The organism is Microbacterium sp. X-17 (assembly GCF_039615055.1).
Genome location: NZ_JBDHNI010000008.1, coordinates 48,358 through 67,413, shown reverse-complemented (window position 1 = coordinate 67,413; position 19,056 = coordinate 48,358). Strand labels below are relative to the sequence as shown.

The window sequence follows — 19,056 nt, the reverse complement described above, 5'->3', positions numbered from 1 at the left end:
TACGTGGCAGAGCTTCGGTTCTTCACCGACCGGAGCCTCGGTGATCATCACGTGCTCGGAGCGCTCCGTGCCGCGGGATGGGCGGTCGTGAGCATGCGCGAGCGGTACGGTCCCATTGCAGCGCAACAGCTCGCTGACATCGACTGGATCCACGAAGCGACAGGTGAGGGCGAGGTGCTTCTGACCGGCGACAAGGCGATAGCGAAACGACCTCTGGAAGCGAAGGCTGTCCTCGCGGCCGGAGCTCGTGTCTTCGCGCTAGGGAGCAGCCAGCTCACCGGTGCCGCGAAGGCGGGAAGGCTCTTGGGTCACCAGCGGGCGATTTTCAATCGCGCAAACTCCCACCCCGGACCGTACATCGTCAGCGTGACCGGACAGGGGCTTCAGACGCTCAAGTTGCTCGGGTAGGCGCCGTCACGCCACCCGCGCCCGCCGCCGGAACGCGACCCCCGACGTGATCCCCAGCACCACGATCCCGATGGCCTCGATGATGACGGTCTCCGGGACGAGGGTGAACGTCCACACCTCCCGGATGCCGAACAGGCCGACCGTCAGCGCGAGCAGGAGGGCGGCCAGGCTGGCGATGACGAACAGCAGGCTGAGCGTCGTGGCGAGCCGCAGCCACGCGCCGCGCAGCACCAGCATCCCGATCGCCAGCACGAAGGCGGCGACGGCGTTGAGGACGAACAGCACGCCGAGCAGGCCGCCGACGCCGTCGAAGATCAGGAACAGATGGATCCCGCCGATCAGCACGAGCACGATCGCGCTCAGGATGCGCATGAGCCACAGGGGCCCCTGGCTGCTCTCGGTCATGGCACTACCCGCTTCCGTCTCGTGGCCTCCACCGCTGAAGGCCTCACAGGGAACACGAACGAGCCTCAGTATCGGTTCAATCGGAGGCGCAGGGCTAGCATCGCAACCATGCCTCACGCGTCGGACTGGAGCCCAGGCACCGTGCGCGAGGCGGCGGGCGGGCTCGTCGCGCTGACGGTCGCGACCTTCCTCGCGGTGACGACGGAGATGCTGCCGGTCGGGCTGCTGCCGGCGATCGGCGGCGACATGCGCGTGTCCGACTCGGTGGCCGGGCTGCTCGTGACGGTCTACGCGTTCATGGTCGCAGTGCTGGCGGTGCCGCTGACCCTCTCGACGGCGCGGTTCTCCCGGAAGGGTCTGCTCCAGTCCACCCTCGTGGCGTACACCCTCAGCAACCTGGTCGTGGCGGTGGCCCCGAACTTCGGCGTGCTGGCGGCGGGGCGGGCCTTCGGGGGGATCGCGCACGCGCTGTTCTTCTCGGTCAGCATCGGGTACGCGTCCCGGCTGGTGACCTCCGCGTTCACCGGGCGCGCGCTGGCGCTGGTCACCGCGGGAGCCTCGGCCGGGTTCGTGCTCGGCGTGCCGCTGTCGACCTCCCTCGGAACGGCGCTCGGCTGGCGTGCGGCGTTCGGCGTGCTGGCCGGGGTGTGCGCGATCACCGTCGTCGTCGTCGCGGCGCTGCTGCCGGCGGTCCCGGGAGGCGGCACCGGGCACACCGGTGAGGGCGCGGGCGCTCGCCGCGTGCGGCTGGGCGTCGTGTCGACGACGAACGCGCTCGTGTACCTGGGCCAGTTCACCGTCTACACGTTCGTCTCGGTGATCCTGCTCGCGACCGGGCTCCCTCTGGCCGGAGTCGGTCCTGTCCTGCTCGGGATCGGCGCGGTCGGGCTCGTCGGGACGTGGTTCGCGGCGGCCACGCTCGACCGGAGGCCGCGCGCGACCGTGCTGACGCTGCTCGGCGCGGTGACGGTCGGGCTGGTCGGGGTCGGGATCGCGTTCCCGGCGCTCGCCGGCGTGCTCGCGGCCGCGGTGGTGTGGGGCGCGGGCTTCGGCGGGGTGGCGTCGGTGTTCCAGACGGCGGCGATCCGGACGCGCGGCGCGACTCCGGAGGTCATCGGGGCGCTCGTGAACTCGACGGCGAATATCGGGATCGGGGGAGGGGCGGCGGTCGGCGCGGCGGTTCTGGCCGGGCCGGGGCTGGGGTGGCTCCCGTTCGCGGGGGCGGCGCTGGTGGTCGTGGGGCTTGTCGTCATCCTGGTGGCGCGGCGGTCGTTCCCGTCGTCGCCGGAGGGGTAGCGCGGACCTCACGCAGGGATCGTTCTACCGGCCGCCTCCGTCAGCGCGGCAGCTCCGCCATCATGGACAGTTCGATCTGCAGGAGCAGTGTCAGCGAGAGAACGAGTCCGCCGAGCGACGCCAGGACCCCGCTGATGACGACTGCCGTCACGGCCATCCATCGGGGGTGCTCATGTTTCGCGAGAGCGACGATGGCGATCGCAGTGGATGGGATCGCAACAATCGTCATCGGTATCGCGCCGATCATGACGTCGGACAGGCCCGCCTCGCCGCCGTCCACCCACGACCGCACGAAAGCGGCTACGGCAACGGCCAACGCGATCGACGCGCCCGCCAGCGCCAGCACGGGGAGGCTGCGCAGCCGCGACGGTGCCCACTCAGACATGGACAGACGATAGCGCGCGAGACCTCCCCGCGAGGAGGGGTCTGATCCGGGCTCAGGGCCCGTAGGCCGTCAGGAAGCGGTCGCGGAAGGCGTCCATCCGCCAGACCGGCGCGCCCGGCGACGGCAGGAGCCCGGGCTGCCACCCCCACGACGCGATCCGCTCGGTGACGGCCGGGTCCTTCGCGATGATGCTGATCGGGACCTCGTGGTTCGCCCCCGGCCCGCTGACGACGGTCGCCGGCTGGTGGTCGCCGAGCACCACGAGCACCAGGTTGGGGTCGTCGAACGTGGTCAGGAACGAGGTCAGCGCGCCCATCGTGTACTCGATCGACTGGCCGTAGAGCTGCTGCACGTGGTGCGGGTCCTGCCAGACGACGCTCGGCGGGAGGCCCTCCGCCGGTTGCGGGTCGTAGACCGAGCCGTCGCCGAGCTGGTCCCAGGGCAGGAGCTTCGGCAGCGGCGTCCACGGCGTGTGCGACGAGACCAGGTCGATCTCCGCCATCAGCGGCTGGTGCGGCCCGGAGAGCTCGTGCTGCTGGAAGTACGCCAGGCTGTACTGGTCGGGCACCTGCGCGTAGCTGAAGCTCGGGCCGTGGTAGCCGACGTTGGTCGCGTTGAGCTCCTGCTCGTAGTGGTAGAAGGAGGTCCCGACCGGCCACGGCTTCGAGTCGGAGGGGACGTCGCTGACGGTCCGCCAGCCCGCCTTGCGGAAGGCGTCGCTGAGGGTGAACCGGGTGCCCGCGGTGACCTGGTCGTAGCGCTGCTGGGAGTCGACCCACAGGCCGGTCTGCAGGGTGGAGTGCGCGAGCCAGCTGATCCCGCCGAACGTGGACGAGGTCAGGAAGGCGCTGCGCTCGGAGTAGCCGTGCGCCGCGAGGGCGGCGTTCCCGCTGCGGAGGACGGCGTCCACCCCCGCCGAGAAGGAGGTGCCCTGCACGGCGACCTGTCCGTAGCTCTCCACGAAGACGACGACGACATCCTTGCCCTTCAACCCGGTGAGCAGGTCGGAGGACGGAAGCGCCGCGTACGGGTCGGTGGAGGCCGCGCGGTCGAAGACGGCCTGGTCGCGGGCGGCGACCTGCACCTGGTTCACCGTGGTCGCCGCGGCGGTGACGCCGTCCGCCGCCGCTACCGGCTCGCCGGGCACGAGCTGCGCGCCGACCAGTGCGAGGACCAGCCAGCCGGCCGTGACCGCGGAGGCCGCGATCAGGCTCGGCCGGCGCCGCCGGACGAGGACGCGCGCCAGGCGCAGCAGCGACGCGGCGACCGCGACGACGGCCGCGATCGCGAGGAGCGCGACGAGCGCCAGGATGCCGATCGCGCCCGCCGTCCCGGTGGAGTCGCGGACCACGCCGTACCCGTCCACCAGCTCGGACCAGCCGGACACCACGTCGAAGGGCCGGCCGACCGTGGCCTGGAACACGCGGTCCAGCGCCGCCACGATCGTCGAGAGGACGAGCAGCAGGGCGACGAGGATCGCGAGCGTGCGGCGCGCCCACCGCCACGGGAGCAGGATGAGCGCGGCCAGGGCGACGACGCACTCCAGCGGGACGCGCACGAGGGCGAGCGCCGAGTCGGAGGCGACCAGGCCGGGGGCGAGGGAGGCGAGGAAGAGGGTGACGGCGGCCAGGGCGGTGGCGACGGCGCTCCAGACCCGGCGACCCCGGCGCGCGCGGTTCACGGGAAGCCCCCGAACCGGTCGGACAGGGCGTAGCGCAGCAGCACGACATCCCCGATCGGGCGGGCCTCCACGAGGGCGGCGCGGCTGTCGCTCGTCCACGGGTACGAGCCCTCGCCGACGAAGCGCGGCGCGTCCCCGTCCCCGACGAAGAACGGCGCCACCGCGAGGTGCAGCTCGTCCACCAGCCCCTCCGAGAGGAACTGGGTCAGCGTCGTCCCGCCGCCCTCCACCATCAGGCGCCGCACGCCGCGCTCGCCGAGGTCGGTGAGCAGGTCGGTCATCCGCACGTCGTCGCCGAGCGGCACGACCGTGGCGGCATCGCCGAGCTGGTCGGTGAGCCGGCTGCGCTGCGCGCTCGGGCAGTACACGAGTTTCAGGGTGTCGCCGAGCGTGAAGAAGTTCGCGCGGGGATCGAGGTCGCCGGTCGAGGTCACGGTCGCCTTCCACGGCGTGCGGCACTTGCCGGAGGCCTCCCGGCGGTCCTGGCGCTCGGCGCTGCGCACGAGCAGACGCGGGTTGTCGCGGCGCACCGTGCGCGCGCCGACGAGGATGACGTCGTGCCGCGCGCGGACCTCGTCCACCCGGTCGAAGTCGGCGGCGTTCGAGAGCGCGAGCTTGGGCGGTCGCGCGGTGTCGAGGTAGCCGTCGAGGGAGATGGCGCAGCTCACGGTCACATACGGTCGCTCGGTCATGGCCGCATCCTCCTCCGCTGCACAACGGTCGCGGACTGCACGATCAGCGCCGCCGGGGCGAAGCACACGAACGCCAGCACGCCGTACAGCGTGGCCGCCGAGACGCCCGCCGCGGCGCCGAAGCCCGCCATCGCGAACGCCCACCCGGCCGCGCCCTCCCGCGGGCCCCAGCCGCCGAGGTTGAACGGGATGGAGGCCGCGAGCAGCACCACCATCCCGAGCGCGAGCATGCGCAGCGGCGGCACGTCCGCGCCGACGGCGACGGCCGCGATCGCGAAGGTGCCCAGGTGGCAGGCGCAGACGACCACGGACGCGACGACCGCCCGGACGCAGACCGACACCGAGCCGAGGCCCTCCCTGACCTCCCGCCACTCGCGCGCCAGCGCCCGCCGGACGCGCCTGCTGGCGGACGCCGTGACCGCTCCGCCGACGATCACGGCCGTGAGGGCGACGCCGAGCAGCGGCAGCACGACGCCCTCGAACTCCATCCCGACGATGGCGAGGATGACGACCGCGAGCACGAGCTGCACGGCCTGGCCGACCAGCCGCTCCAGTGCGACGGCCCGTGCCGCGGCTCCCATCCGGTCGGCATTCCGGCCGTGATCGACCGCGCGCTGGACGTCGCCGACCACGCCGCCGGGCAGCACGGTGTTCACGAACTGCGAGCGGTAGTACGCCCCGATCGCCGTGGACCAGCGGATCCCGACGCCGAGCCGTCCGGCGATCAGGCGCCAGCGCCAGGCAGCCGCGACCGTGGCGATCGCGGTCAGGGCGAACGCGGCGATCACCGTCGGTCCGTCGAGGCTGAGGAGGCCGTGCAGGAAGGGGCCGGCGCCGACGCGGGCGACGATCGCGATCAGGATGACGACCGGGACGACGACGCGGAGCGTGATCCGGAGCCAGGGGCGGGCGAGGGCGCGGCGGAGTCCGGGGGTCGTCGCCGCGGGCGCCTCCTCCTCCACCGCTGCGTTCAGCCGAACGGTCATCGCGGCCAGGCCAGCACGTCGAGGTGGTAGACGACGGCGGACAGTCCGCCGCGTCGCTGCTGCTCCCGGCGCTGCTCCCGGTACCCGTCGGCGTGGTCGAGCAGTGTGCGGTCGCGGTCGACCTCCGCCTGCTCCACCGCCGCATCGGTCCAGCCGTCGAACCATTCGCCGAGCAGCAGCGGCTCGCGACGGTCGAGCCGCCACGTCGTCAGCGCGGTGCGGACGTGCCAGCCCGCGCGCGTGAAGAGCCCGCGCACGATCGGCGCGCCGAACCTCCCGAGCAGGCGGCGGCCGTCGACCTCCCGGCGCTGGTGCTCGTTGAAGGCGCGGGCGAAGAGGATGTCGCGCGGGTCCCAGGGGCGCACCTCCACGTCCCCCGTCACGCTGAGCGGCAGGAACGCGGGAGCGCCGGCGGCGAGGCAGGCGTCGACGATCGCGTGCGCCTCCCGCGCGGTCACGACGTCGAGGAGCGCGGAGGCCGTCACCAGGTCGGCGCCGGCGAGGTCGGCGGCAGCGAGCCGGTCGAGCGGGGTGACCCGGGAGACGACCGTGATCGGCAGGCCGGTGCGGTCGAGGGGAGGCTGTGCCTCGGTCGCGTGGGCGGTGAGGCCGGCGTTCCAGTCGTGGAGGACCCAGCTCTGCGGACCGGGCAGCTGCGGCGCGAGCCAGCGCATCATCGAGCCGGTGCCGCTGCCGAGGTCGTGCACGGTGACCGGGCGGCCGTGCGTCGCGTCGGCGCCGACGAGCCCAGCCGCCAGGCGCGCGAGCCGACGCGACCGTGCGCGCCCGTCCTCGGCCTCCCGCAGCGCGAGCCAGTCGGCACTGACCTCCAGCATCCCGCTCACGACGGCACCGCCTCCGGGCGCAGGTCCTCCACAGCGGCCTCGCGCAGCGCGGAGGAGAGCACCGCGATCGTGTCCTCCCAGCGCCGGCCGGCCTCGCGGGCCTCCAGCGCCGCCGCCTTCAGAGCGTCCCGCCGCGCCGCGCTGGCCCACCACTGCTGCAGCACCACGCGCAGCGCCCAGGCGTCGTCCGGCGGGACGATCATCGCGGCGTCCTCCCGCGCGATCGCCTCGGGGAGGCCGCCGACGCCGGTCGCGAGCACCGGGACGCCGTGCGCGAGCGCCTCGGCGACGGCCATCCCATAGCTCTCGCTGCGCGACGGCAGCACGACGAGGTCGGCCTCCCCGTACGCCTCCGCGAGGGCGCGCGGGTCGAGGACGCCCGCGAACCGGATCCGCCCGGCCAGGCCGGCGGCGTCGATCACGGCGGTCAGCGCCGCGACGAAGTCCGGGGCGACCGTCAGCGAGCCGACGAGCGTGCAGGTCCAGTCGTCGCGGTCGGCGAAGCCGGCGAGGGCGCGCACCAGGAGGTCCTGTCCTTTGTGCGGCGCGACCGCGGCGACGCACAGCAGCCGCCCGCCGCCCGCGGAGGCCCCCGTCGCAGGGGCCGGGTCGACGCCCGGGCGGGCGACCACGATCCGGTGCGGGTCGGCGGCGTCCTGTTCGAGGAGCTGGGAGCGGGTCCACGCGCTCGTCGCGATGATGCGGCGGGCGGCGCGCAGAGCGGCGAGGTCGCGGTCGCCGAGCATCCCATCGCCCGAGTCGGTCGGCGCCGCGACCATGTGCGCCAGCACCACGATCCGCAGCCGCGACCGGTGCGCGACGATCGCCTCCGGCTCGCGGGACACCAGGAGTCCGTCGACCAGCGCGAGCGCCCCCTCGGGCAGCGCCGCCAGCGCTCGTCCCGTCCAGCCCGTTCCGCGGCCGGTGACCAGGAGCATGTGCACCGTCCACCCCTCCGCGCGGAGGCCGTCGCGGACGCGCTGGTCGTAGCGGTTTCCGCCGCTCACCAGGCGGGGGTCGTCGATGCTGTCCGGCACCACGAAGTGCAGCTCGGTCACAGCGGCCTCGAATAGCTCGCCCACGCGATGTGGGACTCGTGAAGCGTGACGGCGATGGAGGTCAGCCCGGTCGCGCGGCCGAGCGACCCGGCGGCCGCGGCCTCCGCGAGCCGGTCGGCGATCGCCCGGCACAGCACCTCCGTGGTGGTGTTCATCCCGGCGAACGCGGGCTCGTCGTCCAGATTGCGGTAGGTGAGCGAGCCGGTGATCTCCGCGAGCGCGGCCGTCGCCCGGCCGATGTCGACCACGACGCCGTCCTCGTCGAGCTCGTCCGCTCCGAAGGTCGCGTCCACGACGAAGGTCGCGCCATGCAGTCGCTGCGCGGGGCCGAACGCCGCGCCGGTGAAGCTGTGGGCGACCATGAGGTGGTCGCGGACCGTGACCGTGAACGGCATCAGGCGTCACTCCAATCGATGCTGTGGCAGAGCTCGGGGCCGGGGTCGGCCGCCAGTCGTGCGAGGACCTCCGGCAGGTCCCGCCACGACGACGACCCCGTCAGGAGGGCGTCGAACGCCGGGTCCCGCAGCAGGTCGAGTGCGAGCGCCAGGCGGTCGGCGTGGCTGCGCCGGTCGCGCCGGCGGGGCGACACCTCACCGACCTGGCTCGACCGTAGGGTGAGCCGCCGGGAGTGGAAGTCCTCCCCGAGCATCAGCGTCACCGGCCGGTCGCCGAACCAGCTCGCCTCGATCACCTCGCCGTCGGCGACGACGGTCTCCAGCGCGAGCCGCAGTCCGGCCTCCGATCCGCTGGTGTGGATGACGAGGTCGCGGTCGTGCGGGGCGTCCTGCGGCTCGGCGAAGTCCACGCCCAGCCGCCCGGCGACCTCCCGCCGCGACGGGTCGACGTCGACCAGCGTGACCTCCACGCCCGGGATGCCGTGCGCCAGCCGCGCGACGCAGCAGCCGATCATCCCGGCGCCGATCACCGCGATCCGGTCGCCGAGCAGCGGCGCCGCGTCCCACAGCACGTTGACCGCGGTCTCCACCGCCCCCGCGAGCACGGCGCGCTCGGCGGGCACGTCCTCCGGCACCGGGAACACAGCGGCGGGCGGCACAACGAAGGCCGACTGGTGCGGGAACAGTGTGAACACGGTGCGCCCGGCCAGCTCGGCGGGCCCCTGCTCGACCACGCCCACGTTGAGGTAGCCGTACTTGACCGGCCCCGGGAAGTCGCCCTCCTGGAACGGCGCCCGCATCCGATTGTGCTGGCTCGGCGGCACACGGCCGGCGAACACGGTGGCCTCGGTGCCGCGGCTCACCCCCGTGCGCAGCGTGCGGACCAGCACCTCCCCGTCGCGCGGCTCCCGCAGCGGCTCGGGCCGCAGGGCGCCGACGCCGGGCTCCACGACCCAGAACGCGGTGGCTTCGAGCACGTCCAGCTCCTCTCGCGGTGACTCCCGATGGGCCGGGACCGTTGTGAACCATCCGTGCACACGCTGCGTGTTAAGGCAAGATGCGGCAGCGCACGGTGCCGTTCCCCAAAGACACGAGGCTCAGGTGAAAAGGGTTCAACTCGCAGCGGTCGGCTGGGCCGGCGCGGGCGTCGCGCTCGTCCTCCTCATCGGACTGCTCTCGGTCGAGTGGTGGATGACGCCGCTGCCCGCGACGGGCTGGGCGGCGGCCGCGGCGTACCTCCTGGTGTCGAACGTGCTGCTGGTCCGCGGCCTCCAGCGCCGCCGGACCGAACGCTTCGGCCCCGCCAACATCGTCACCTCGATGCGCTCGACGCTGGTCGGGCTGATCACGGGACTCGTGGTGGCGTCGTTCACCGGGGCCGTGCCCGTGCCGCTGCTGGTCGGCCTGGTCATCCCCGCCCTCGCGCTCGACGCGGTCGACGGCTGGGTGGCGCGGCACACCGGGAGCACGAGCGAGCTGGGCGCCCGGTTCGACATGGAGGTGGACGCGTTCCTGCTGCTGGTGCTCAGTGTGTACGTCGCGCCCGTGCTCGGGGTCTGGGTGCTGGCGATCGGGGTGCTGCGGTACGCGTTCGTGGCGGCGGGGTGGGCGCTGCCGTGGATGCGCGCGACGCTGCCGTACCGGTACTGGCGGAAGGTGGTGACGGCGTACGCGGGGGTGGCGCTCGCGGTGGCGTGCACGGGGGGGCTGCCGGTGGTGGCCGCGGTGCTGGTCGCGGGGGCGCTGGTGCTGCTGGGGGAGTCGTTCGGGCGGGATGTGGTGTGGTTGGTGCGGGAGAGAGTGCGGGTGCGGGAGGAACAGCCAGCCGATCGGCTTCCTACGATGGAGAAATGAGCAGCGTCCTCTAGGCTGGCCCTCGCACCCACCCCTCCCCGAAAGGCCCCACCATGCCGAACCCCATCGGACGGGCACTGCGCGATCGGCGTGCCGGGCACGACAAGGTCGTCTGGCTCCGCGACGGGCTGCAGGGTCCGGAGTCGTTCGTGCTGACCAGCCCGGCGTTCGCGGACGGGACGCCCATCCCGGCGCAGTATCGCGGGCGGCTGTTCGGGCAGGACCTGTCTCCCGCGCTCGAGTGGACGGCGCCGCCGGTCGCCGCCGAGGAGCTGGTGCTCATCGTGGAGGATCCGGACGCCCCGCGCGCCGAGCCCGCCATCCACACGATCGCGCGGGGCATCGACCCGTCGCTCGGCGGGCTGCCGGAGGGCGGCCTGGCGCGGAAGGGCGCAGCGGCCGGGGTCGCCTACGGCCGGGGGTCGCTCGGCTCCCGCGGCTGGCACGGCCCGATGCCGGTGCCGTCGCACGGGCCGCACGCCTACGTCTTCCAGCTGTTCGCCCTGGATCGCCGTCTCGACCTCCCCGCCTCCTTCGGGCTGGAGGACGTGGTGCGTGCGATGAGCGGTCACGTCATCGCCCGCGCCCGGCTCGACGGCACGTACGAGAACCCGTAAACACGAACGCCCCCGCCCACGAGGGGCAGGGGCGTCCGCGTTCCGACGGCTACTCGTCGTCGTGGTTGACCGATCCAGGCGCGATGCCCGGAACGTCGTTCGGACCGTAGATCTTCGCGTCACCGGGGTACGGCGACGTCCAGTGCTTGGTCTGGTACCAGGTGTAGCGGTTCATCAGCAGCGGGTTGTCGTAGTCCGGGATGGCCGGGTGGCCGGCCGTTCCGGTGAAGTGCTGCTTTCCGGCCCACTTCTGCCACTCGGCAGCGACCGACTTCTCGGAGTCCGGTACGGCGGCGTCCTTCGCGGCCTGGGCGTTCACCGCGGCGGCCGCGGCTCCGGTCTGGCCGAGGGTGTCGTAGCCGCACGCCGGCTTGGTCGCCACGCCCTCCGTCAGCGGGACCTGGTTGGGGACCGCGGTGTACGGCGTCAGGTCCGGCTTGTTCTGGAACGCGTCCACCATCGGCGTCGCCGCGGCGATCTTCTGGTTGAGCGGCTGAGCGCCGAGGATCTGCTCGATCGTGCGGACCATGCTGATCTGCGAGTAGTAGGTGCTCACGGTCTTCCCGTGCACCGCGTACGGGCTGATGACCTGGATGGGCGCCCGGTGTCCGTCCACGTGGTCGGCCGAGTCCTGGCTGTCGTCCTCCGCCACGAAGATCGCGGAGTCCTTCCAGTACTGCGAGTGCGAGATCTCGTCGACGATCTTGCCGAGGGCGAGGTCGTTGTCCGCGACCATCGCCTTCGGGTCGGCGGTGCCTCCGGTGTGGTCGCTGGAGAGCCAGACCATGTTGAAGTTGGACGGGCCGTTCTTCTCGAAGTCCTGCTTCCAGGTCTCGTACCGGTAGATGTCCGGAACCGCGAGGTCGAACGGCGCCGCGTTCGGGTCGGAGATCGCGTTCAGCGACGGGATGACCGAGCCCGCGTTCCACTTGATCGACGGGTCGAAGAGCTGCGCGGGCGAACCGCCGCCCATGACGCTCGTGGCGGCGCAGTAGTACTGCTGCCAGGTCGCGCCGGCCGGCTTGCCTTCGCCGTACTCGAACTCGCCGTAGTTCTTCGCGCTCTTCCCGGCGGACTGCACCGAGTTCCACAGGAAGCCGCTGCGCTGGTGGCCCAGCACGTCCTCCTCCGTGTCGTAGGAGCGCGTGTACTCGCCGGCGCTGGTCTGGGTGTAGGCGGTGTTGTCGCCCTGCATCAGCCAGTTGTGGCCCTCGGCCGAGTTCGTCCCGATGTCGTACGTGTTGTCGTACAGGCCGAACTGGGAGGCGAGGGAGTGCTGGTTCGGCGTGACCGTCTGCCCGAACTGGGTCAGCGACGGGTCGCCGTTGCCCTGCTTCATGTCGCCGTAGAGCTGGTCGTAGCCGCGGTTCTCCTTGACGACGAGGAACACGTGCTTGATCGCCGACGGGTCTCCCAGACGCTTCGGGATGGCCACCGACGCGTTGTCGCTCCGGTCGCCCTCCGCCTGCTTGAGGGAGGTTTCGGTCCAGCCGTTCTGCGCGTACACCTGGGCGGTCGCCTTGCGGATGTCCTGGTCGCTCGGGAGCACGAACTTGGTGAGCGACGCGGTGGTCGAGTGCGTGCCGTGCCCGGTCACCATCGGGACGCCCGCACCCTTGTTGACGGTGATCCCCGGCCCGCGCGCGTCGATGCCGCGCGTGTTCGTGACGACGATCGAGCCGTTCACCGCCGCGACGTTCTCGGGGTAGTAGTCGGTCGGCAGGAGGCCGATGAGGCTCGCGGGGTCGCGCGGGTCGGCGGGGTTGATCTTGTAGACGGCGATCGCGTTGGCGTTGCCGAGGGAGACCAGCAGGTGGTCGCCCTGCAGGGTGACCGCGGTCGGCTGGTACCCGGTCTTGGACGACGCCCACGGCTGGGTCGCGATCGTCTGGACGACGGCGCCGGAGCGCGTGTCGATCACCGAGACGGTGTCGCTGTTCGTGTTGGCGACGTACAGGGTCGTGCCGCTGAGGTGCATCGCGGTCGGGTGGAGCTCGACCGGGATGGACGCGACCGCGGCCGACGGGTTCGCCGTGTCGATGACGCTGACCGTGCCGGTCGTCGACGTGCCGAGGGTGGTGTCGGCGGGGACCGACGTGCCGTACGACCCCATCGTGGTCTCGCCCGGGAGGGCGAAGCGGCCGCCCTCGTTCGAGACGTAGAGCTTGCTCCCGACGAACGTCAGCTGGCGCGGAGCGATGCCGACCGCGACGGTCTGCTTGATGGTGCCGGCGGCCGGGTCGATCGCGACGACCGTGTTCTGGCCGTTGACCGCGGCGTAGAGGGTCGAGCCGTCGGGCGAGAAGGTCATCCCGGCGGTCAGCGCCTCCTGGCCGGCGGCGGAGTTCGGGATGGCGATCGTCGTGCCGGCGCCGAGCGAGCCGTCCGCGTTGAACGGGTACCGCACGATGCCTGTCGCGACCGGCGCGAACAGGAACTTCCCGTCGGGCGAGAACACGGGGCCCTCCTGGCCGACGGTGCCGTCCGAGATTTTGAGGTACTTCATCGAGCCGTAACCGGCGTTGGTGGCCGCGGTCGCGAACGAGGTCGCCGAGAGCGTGCCCGCCGCAGCGACCGGCTTGTAGGTCTTGAGGTCGAAGACCTGGAGGTCGACGGAGCGGTCGGCGCTGGTGCCGACGAGGAAGCGGCCGTCGGGGCTGACGGTCGAGCCCATCAGCTTGCCGAACGGCGTCATCAGGCGCGTCCCGGCCGGCTGGATCACCTGGTCGGACGAGATCTGCTCGCCATTGGCGTAGTTCACGCCGACCTGCTGGTTTCCGAAGGCGATGGTGGAGGCGGTGGCGATGCCGCCGCCGAGGACGACGAGCGCGCAGGTCGCCGCGGTGACCGCGAGGACGCGCTGCCGCGGCGTGAGGGCGGAGAACCGGCGACTGCCGGATTTCTGGCGCCGGGGGGTGTTGCGAGGCATGGGTCGAGACCTTTCCCGAAAGTGGAGGAACTGAGAAGGCGAGGGACCTCATAGCGAGGCCACAGGCTAGACACTGATTGACCCTCGTCGGGGGGTCAACCAAACGGTTTATGAATGCGGGGTTACGGCGGCTCGCGAGGCCGGGCGTGTCGTCGCCTGGATCCCAGCGGGGGAGCGAGAAGCGCAGGTGAACGCGGGCGAGGTGCCGTGCGCGGCGTCTGTCAGGACTCTCAGGCGCCCGCACTGCCCCCGGCGGTGGGACGATGGCGGCATGGACAATCTGGAGACAGCCGAGGATTCCATCCGCCGGGCGCGCGCGAGCCTCGCGTCGGCCGCGACCGCGGCGAGCGCCGGCCCCGCCGCCTGGGTCGAGCCGCTGCGGCTCGCGCTCGACGCGATCGAGAGCGCCGTCGCCGAGCTCAGCGAGCTGCGCGACCCGCCGTTGGAGAGCTCAGGGGAGACCGGGCCGGACGCCTCCTACATCCGCTGAGCGCGGTTCAGCCGCTGAGCGAGCGTTTCAGCCGCCCAGCGCGGCGACGACCGTCTGCGCGTCGCCCCAGTACTGCGCGTAGTAGCCGGGGTCCGCGTTGACCTGCACGGCGTGCGCGGCCTCCGTGGGCGTCATCGACTGCCAGCCGGGGAGGCGCGCCAGCTTGCGGAAGAAGTTCGTCGCCGCCGTGTACGGATCCATCCTGTCGGCCAGGGTGCCCCACGCGCCGTTGTCCCGCTGCTGGAAGAGCCCACGGCTGTCCGGGCCCGCCGCGTCGCCGTAATCGAGGTTGCGGAGGCCGGACTCGCCGATCGCGGTCATGACCCCGATGGTCTCGCCGTACTGCCCGACGCCCTGGTCGCGGGCGGCCTGGAGGATCGTCGCGGCCATCGCGAGCTCCGGTGCGCAGAATCCGGCGACCGGCCCCTTCGGCACCGCGCGGCTGGCCACCGTGGTCGCGGTGGCGTCGGCGCACGGCGGGGGCACGGCGGCGACCACCGCGGGCGAGGCCACGAGCCGGGAGGCCGCGAACAGGCCGCCGGCGACGACGAGGGTGGCCACCAGGAGGGCGACGACAGCCTTGCGCATCCCGCACCTCCGCCCGCTCGCCTCGCGCGGACCTCCCGCGCGGAGCACCACCCTAGGAGCCCGCGCTTTGCGCCCCCTGAGCGCCTCCTGACCAACCTCTGGAAACAGCAGAGGGGTGGCAACACCCCCCACACCCCGGGGGGGGCGTGCGGGGGGTGTCGCCACCCCGCTGCGGTCAGCGGCGGCGGGAGGCCGCGCTGCCTGCGGTGAGGAGGGCCGCGCCGGCGAGGGCGGCGCCGACCGCGCCGAGAGCGCGCCGGTTCCGCGATGCCCAGGCCTGCGCGCTCGTCCGCTTCGCCCGGTCGTCGAACGGGCCGTGCGTGCCGTGGTCGACCTCCCGGTCCGCCGGCTCCCACAGGTTGGCAGGCTGGTCGGCGGGCCGCGGCTCGTCGGTCTGCTGGGACGCGAACCCGGTCCGTCCGAGGTAGCGGTCGAGGAGGCCGGGGATGACCCGGTTGCCGAGGATGGTCTCCACCGTGGACGCGCCCACCCAGTACGCCCGCCGCGGCCGCACCGCGGCGCGGACGATCGAGCGGGCGGCGACCTCCGGCTGGTAGATCGGCGGCACCGGCTGCGCCTGCTTCGGAAGCCGGGATAGCAGCCAGCGGAACTGCGGGGTGTTCATCGCGGGCAGGTGCACCATCGTGATCGCGACGTCGCTGTGGTCGTGCATCAGCTCGGCGCGCACCGACTCGGTGAACCCGACGATCGCGTGCTTCGCGCCGCAGTACGCCGACTGCAGCGGGATGCCGCGATAGGCGAGCGCCGAGCCGATCTGCACGATGGTCCCTCCGCCGGCCGGGCGCATCCGGCGCAGCGCCGCCATCGTTCCGTAGACGAAGCCGAGGTAGCTCACCTCCGTGGTCCGGCGGAACTCGTCCGGCGTGATCCGGCCGACCTCCGCGAAGACGGACGAGAACGCGCAGTTCACCCACACGTCGATGCGGCCCCACTCGCCCACGACGCGCTCGGCCGCGGCCTCGACCGCGTCCGCGTCGGCGACGTCGACCGGTACGGTGAGCGCCTGGCCGCCGGCCTCACGCACCTCGCCGGCCGCGGCCTCCAGCCCCGCCTCGCCGCGGGCCAGCAGCGCGACGCTCGCGCCGTGCCGAGCGAACTCGACGGCGGCGGCGCGGCCGACCCCTCCACTGGCGCCCGTCACGACGACGACGGCGCCCTCCAGCGTCTCGATGCGGCTCACGCGTGCTCCTCTCGCTCAGTGTCGGTCGATACCGATGCTCCGCCGCCTCCGGATCCGTTCAACCCCTTGCGCTGAGCGGTCCCAGGGCATTCCATCCCAGTGGAGGCCTCGGACGACAGGGAGGCGCGACCATGACGAGCACCATCACCTCCGGCGGCGTGGACGTCCGCACGCTGGCAAGCGCACTCGCCGACCGGGTCGACGGGGAGGTGCGCTTCCACGACGGCAGCCGCGCCGCCTACTCGACCGACGCCTCCAACTACCGGCAGGTGCCGATCGGCGTCGTCATCCCGCGCACCGTGGAGGCCGCGGTGGAGGCCGTCGCCGTCTGCCGCGAGTTCGCAGCCCCCGTCTTCAGCCGCGGCGGCGGCACGAGCCTCGCCGGCGAGTGCACCAACCACGGCGTCGTCATCGACTGGAGCAAGTACTGCAACCGGGTGCTCTCCCTCGACCCCGACGCGCGCGTGGCCGTGGTCGAGCCCGGCATCGTGCTCGACGACCTCAACGCGATCCTCGCCCCGCACGGCCTCCAGTTCGGCCCGAAGCCGGCGACGCACTCGCACTGCACGCTCGGCGGGATGATCGGCAACAACTCGTGCGGCTCCAGCGCACAGGCCTACGGCAAGACCGACGACAACGTGCGCCGGCTGGAGGTGCTGACCTACGAGGGCGACCGCTTCTGGGCGGGGCCGACCTCCACCGAGGAGTTCGAGCGCATCCAGCGCGCCGGCGGCCGGGTCGCCGAGCTCTACACCGCGATGCGCGACCTCGCCGAGGAGGACGGCGACCTGATCCGCGAGCGCTACCCGCGCATCCCGCGCCGGGTCTCCGGCTACAACCTCGACTCGTTGCTGCCGGAGGCGGGCTTCGACGTGGGCAGGGCGCTGGTCGGCTCGGAGTCCACGCTCGTCACGGTGCTGCGCGCCGAGCTCGACCTGGTGCCCTTGCCGTCGGCGCGCACCTTCCTGGTGCTCGGCTTCCCGAGCATCGAGGACGCCGCCGACGCCGCCCCGACGATCGCCGTGCACGACCCGCTCACCATCGAGGGCATCGACAGCGTGCTGGTGAACGACCAGAAGACCAAGCGGCAGAACGTGGAGGCGCTGCACCTGCTTCCCGAGGGCGACGGCTGGCTGGTGTGCGAGTTCGACGGCGACAGCCAGGAGGAGTCCGACGCGAAGGCACAGCGGGCGGTCGCCGCTCTGCGCGAGCGGGACGTCGTGCCGGACGATCGCGTCTTCGACGATCCCGCCCACCAGAAGGAGATCCTGGAGGTGCGCGAGGCCGGCCTCGGCGCGACCGCGTGGATCCCCGACCGGCCCGACACCTGGGAGGGCTGGGAGGACGCCGCCGTGCCCCCGGAGCGACTGGGCGACTACCTGCGCGACTTCGGCCGGCTCCTCCACGAGTTCGGCTACGAGAACGTCTCCCGCTACGGCCACTTCGGGCAGGGCTGCCTGCACTGCCGCATCCCGTTCGACCTGGTCACCGAGGAGGGGATCGCGCACTACCGCGCGTTCATCGGCCGCGGCGCCGAGCTGGTCGCGCAGTACGGCGGGTCGCTCTCGGGCGAGCACGGCGACGGGCAGGCGCGCGGCGCGCTGCTGCCGATCATGTTCGGCGAGGAGGTCATCCGGCTGTTCGAGCGGTTCAAGGCGCTGTTCGACCCGCACGACCGGATGAACCCAGGCAAGGTCGTGCGCCCCAACCCGCCGACCGAGGACCTCCGGCTCGGCACCGGCTACCGCCCGAAGGTCGACGTCGAGCTGCACTTCTCCTACCCGAAGGACCGCGGGCAGTTCGACCGCGCCGCCCTGCGCTGCGTGGGAGTCGGCAACTGCCGCAGCCACAGCGGCAACGTCATGTGCCCGTCGTTTCGCGCGACGAACGAGGAGGAGCACTCCACGCGCGGCCGGTCACGGTTGCTCTTCGAGATGCTGGAGGGGCAGTACCGGGAGAGCCCGATCGCCGACGGCTGGCGCTCCACCGAGGTGAGGGACGCGCTCGACCTGTGCCTGTCGTGCAAGGGCTGCAAGACCGACTGCCCGGTGAACGTCGACATGGCGACCTACAAGGCGGAGTTCCTGTCGCACCACTACGCGGGGAGGCTGCGCCCGGCCGCCCACTACACGATGGGCTGGCTGCCGGTCTGGGCGCGGCTGGCGAGCGTCGCCCCGGCCCTCGTGAACCGGCTCGCCCGCCTCCCGGGCGTCGCGCGCGTCGCGAAGCGCCTCGGCGGCGTGGAGCCCGACCGGCCGGTGCCGCGGTTCGCCCCGCAGCGCTTCACCGACTGGTTCGCCGCCCGGCCGCCCGCGCCTCCCGCGCCGTTGGGCGACGCGATGATCTGGCCGGACACGTTCACCGACAACTTCCACCCCTCCATCGGCCGCGCGGCGGTGACCGTACTGGAGGACGCCGGCTACCGCGTCGTCCTGCCGCCGGGGCACCTCTGCTGCGGGCTGACCTGGATCTCGACCGGGCAGCTCGCGACGGCGGGGAGGATGCTCGCGCACACCGCGGCGGCGCTCGCCGCGGCGCTCGGCGACGACGTCCCGCTGGTCGGGCTGGAGCCGAGCTGTCTCGCGGTGTTCCGCTCCGACGCGCCGGAGCTCCTCCCGGACGACCCGAACGTCGCCGTCGTCGCGGAGCGGGCGACCTCCTTCGCCGAGTTGCTGCAGCGGACGCCCGAGTGGTCGCCTCCGCACGTGGGCGGCAGCGCGGTGGTGCAGCCGCACTGCCACCAGCACGCGGTCGGCGGCTTCGCGCCGGACCAGGCCATCCTCGATGCGGCGGGCATCGAGACCACCACCGTGGAGGGCTGCTGCGGCCTCGCGGGCAACTTCGGTTTCGAGGCCGGCCACCTGGACGTGTCGGCGGCGGCAGCGGAGCACGCGCTGCTGCCCGCCCTCCGGGAGGCGAGCGCCGACGCGCGCGTGATCGCCGACGGCTTCAGCTGCCGCACGCAGGTGGAGCAGCTCGCCGACATGCTCGGCCCGGGTCAGCGGCCGCTGCACCTCGCCGAGGTTCTCGCGCTGCAGCTCGGCGAGCGCCGTGGCGTGCCCGTACGCGTGGACCGTCCGGGCCGCGCCGCCGAGCGCATCCCTGCGGCAGCGGTCGAGCGCGCGCTCTCCTCCGAGCGGGTGCGGCAGCGCTCGTGAGCAGGCCAAGGCGGGGACGAGGTCCCGAAACACTCGTCCCCGCCGCTCGGTCGCCCCGACTCCGCATC

General features: G+C 72.8%; 18 protein-coding genes. 6 read left to right on the top strand and 12 right to left on the bottom strand.

From position 1 onward, the window contains the following. The first annotated feature begins 3 nt into the window (after positions 1-3). On the top strand, positions 4-408 hold the full coding sequence (locus ABCS02_RS31220) for a hypothetical protein (protein ID WP_345839614.1): 405 nt from the start codon (positions 4-6) through the stop codon (positions 406-408). A 6-nt stretch (positions 409-414) separates the two neighbouring features. On the opposite strand, the gene ABCS02_RS31215 is transcribed toward ABCS02_RS31220, so the two are convergent. Continuing rightward, positions 415-813 (bottom strand): hypothetical protein, encoded by a 399-nt coding sequence (locus ABCS02_RS31215; protein ID WP_345839613.1) that lies wholly within the window; start codon positions 811-813, stop codon positions 415-417. 108 nt (positions 814-921) lie between these two features. Between ABCS02_RS31215 and ABCS02_RS31210 the strand changes: the two genes are divergently transcribed. Then, entirely contained in the window at positions 922-2,109 is a 1,188-nt protein-coding gene (locus ABCS02_RS31210) for an MFS transporter (protein ID WP_345839612.1), read from the top strand. A gap of 40 nt (positions 2,110-2,149) precedes the next feature. On the opposite strand, the gene ABCS02_RS31205 is transcribed toward ABCS02_RS31210, so the two are convergent. Genes ABCS02_RS31205 through ABCS02_RS31170 form a run of 8 tightly spaced genes read right to left on the bottom strand, consistent with a single transcriptional unit; the run spans position 2,150 to position 9,128 of the window. Continuing rightward, positions 2,150-2,494: a hypothetical protein gene (locus ABCS02_RS31205; RefSeq protein WP_345839611.1), complete on the bottom strand. Its 345-nt coding sequence runs from the start codon at positions 2,492-2,494 to the stop codon at positions 2,150-2,152. A 52-nt stretch (positions 2,495-2,546) separates the two neighbouring features. Next, positions 2,547-4,175: a CDP-alcohol phosphatidyltransferase gene (locus ABCS02_RS31200; RefSeq protein ID WP_345839610.1), complete on the bottom strand. Its 1,629-nt coding sequence runs from the start codon at positions 4,173-4,175 to the stop codon at positions 2,547-2,549. Next, entirely contained in the window at positions 4,172-4,867 is a 696-nt protein-coding gene (locus ABCS02_RS31195) for a dihydrofolate reductase family protein (protein ID WP_345839609.1), read from the bottom strand. Before ABCS02_RS31195 ends, ABCS02_RS31200 begins: the two co-directional genes overlap by 4 nt. Then, positions 4,864-5,853: a lysylphosphatidylglycerol synthase transmembrane domain-containing protein gene (locus ABCS02_RS31190; RefSeq protein WP_345839608.1), complete on the bottom strand. Its 990-nt coding sequence runs from the start codon at positions 5,851-5,853 to the stop codon at positions 4,864-4,866. Before ABCS02_RS31190 ends, ABCS02_RS31195 begins: the two co-directional genes overlap by 4 nt. After that, the gene (locus tag ABCS02_RS31185; RefSeq protein WP_345839607.1) at positions 5,850-6,698 is read right to left on the bottom strand and encodes an SAM-dependent methyltransferase; all 849 of its coding nucleotides are present in this window, start codon (positions 6,696-6,698) and stop codon (positions 5,850-5,852) included. Before ABCS02_RS31185 ends, ABCS02_RS31190 begins: the two co-directional genes overlap by 4 nt. After that, on the bottom strand, positions 6,695-7,756 hold the full coding sequence (locus ABCS02_RS31180; RefSeq protein ID WP_345839606.1) for a glycosyltransferase family 4 protein: 1,062 nt from the start codon (positions 7,754-7,756) through the stop codon (positions 6,695-6,697). The genes ABCS02_RS31185 and ABCS02_RS31180 overlap by 4 nt, the downstream gene beginning before the upstream one ends. Next, the gene (locus ABCS02_RS31175; RefSeq protein WP_345839605.1) at positions 7,753-8,151 is read right to left on the bottom strand and encodes a 6-carboxytetrahydropterin synthase; all 399 of its coding nucleotides are present in this window, start codon (positions 8,149-8,151) and stop codon (positions 7,753-7,755) included. The genes ABCS02_RS31180 and ABCS02_RS31175 overlap by 4 nt, the downstream gene beginning before the upstream one ends. Beyond that, positions 8,151-9,128 carry a zinc-binding alcohol dehydrogenase gene (locus ABCS02_RS31170; protein WP_345839604.1) on the bottom strand — a complete coding sequence of 326 codons (978 nt, stop codon included), beginning with the start codon at positions 9,126-9,128 and terminating at the stop codon, positions 8,151-8,153. Before ABCS02_RS31170 ends, ABCS02_RS31175 begins: the two co-directional genes overlap by 1 nt. A gap of 124 nt (positions 9,129-9,252) precedes the next feature. Between ABCS02_RS31170 and ABCS02_RS31165 the strand changes: the two genes are divergently transcribed. Then, positions 9,253-10,005 carry a CDP-alcohol phosphatidyltransferase family protein gene (locus ABCS02_RS31165; protein ID WP_345839603.1) on the top strand — a complete coding sequence of 251 codons (753 nt, stop codon included), beginning with the start codon at positions 9,253-9,255 and terminating at the stop codon, positions 10,003-10,005. Positions 10,006-10,058: 53 nt separating this feature from the next. Then, positions 10,059-10,622, top strand: coding sequence for a YbhB/YbcL family Raf kinase inhibitor-like protein (locus ABCS02_RS31160; protein WP_345839602.1), 564 nt, complete (start codon positions 10,059-10,061; stop codon positions 10,620-10,622). Between the two features lie 49 nt (positions 10,623-10,671). On the opposite strand, the gene ABCS02_RS31155 is transcribed toward ABCS02_RS31160, so the two are convergent. Continuing rightward, complete coding sequence (locus ABCS02_RS31155) at positions 10,672-13,551, bottom strand: bifunctional YncE family protein/alkaline phosphatase family protein (protein WP_345839601.1); 2,880 nt, start codon at positions 13,549-13,551, stop codon at positions 10,672-10,674. Positions 13,552-13,822: 271 nt separating this feature from the next. On the opposite strand from ABCS02_RS31155, the gene ABCS02_RS31150 reads away from it, so the two are divergent. Beyond that, entirely contained in the window at positions 13,823-14,041 is a 219-nt protein-coding gene (locus tag ABCS02_RS31150) for a hypothetical protein (protein WP_345839600.1), read from the top strand. Between the two features lie 27 nt (positions 14,042-14,068). On the opposite strand, the gene ABCS02_RS31145 is transcribed toward ABCS02_RS31150, so the two are convergent. Further along, on the bottom strand, positions 14,069-14,629 hold the full coding sequence (locus ABCS02_RS31145; protein ID WP_345839599.1) for a hypothetical protein: 561 nt from the start codon (positions 14,627-14,629) through the stop codon (positions 14,069-14,071). Positions 14,630-14,804: 175 nt separating this feature from the next. Continuing rightward, positions 14,805-15,830 carry an SDR family oxidoreductase gene (locus ABCS02_RS31140; protein ID WP_345839598.1) on the bottom strand — a complete coding sequence of 342 codons (1,026 nt, stop codon included), beginning with the start codon at positions 15,828-15,830 and terminating at the stop codon, positions 14,805-14,807. Between the two features lie 131 nt (positions 15,831-15,961). Between ABCS02_RS31140 and ABCS02_RS31135 the strand changes: the two genes are divergently transcribed. Next, complete coding sequence (locus ABCS02_RS31135) at positions 15,962-18,988, top strand: FAD-binding and (Fe-S)-binding domain-containing protein (protein WP_345839597.1); 3,027 nt, start codon at positions 15,962-15,964, stop codon at positions 18,986-18,988. Positions 18,989-19,056: the final 68 nt, after the last annotated feature.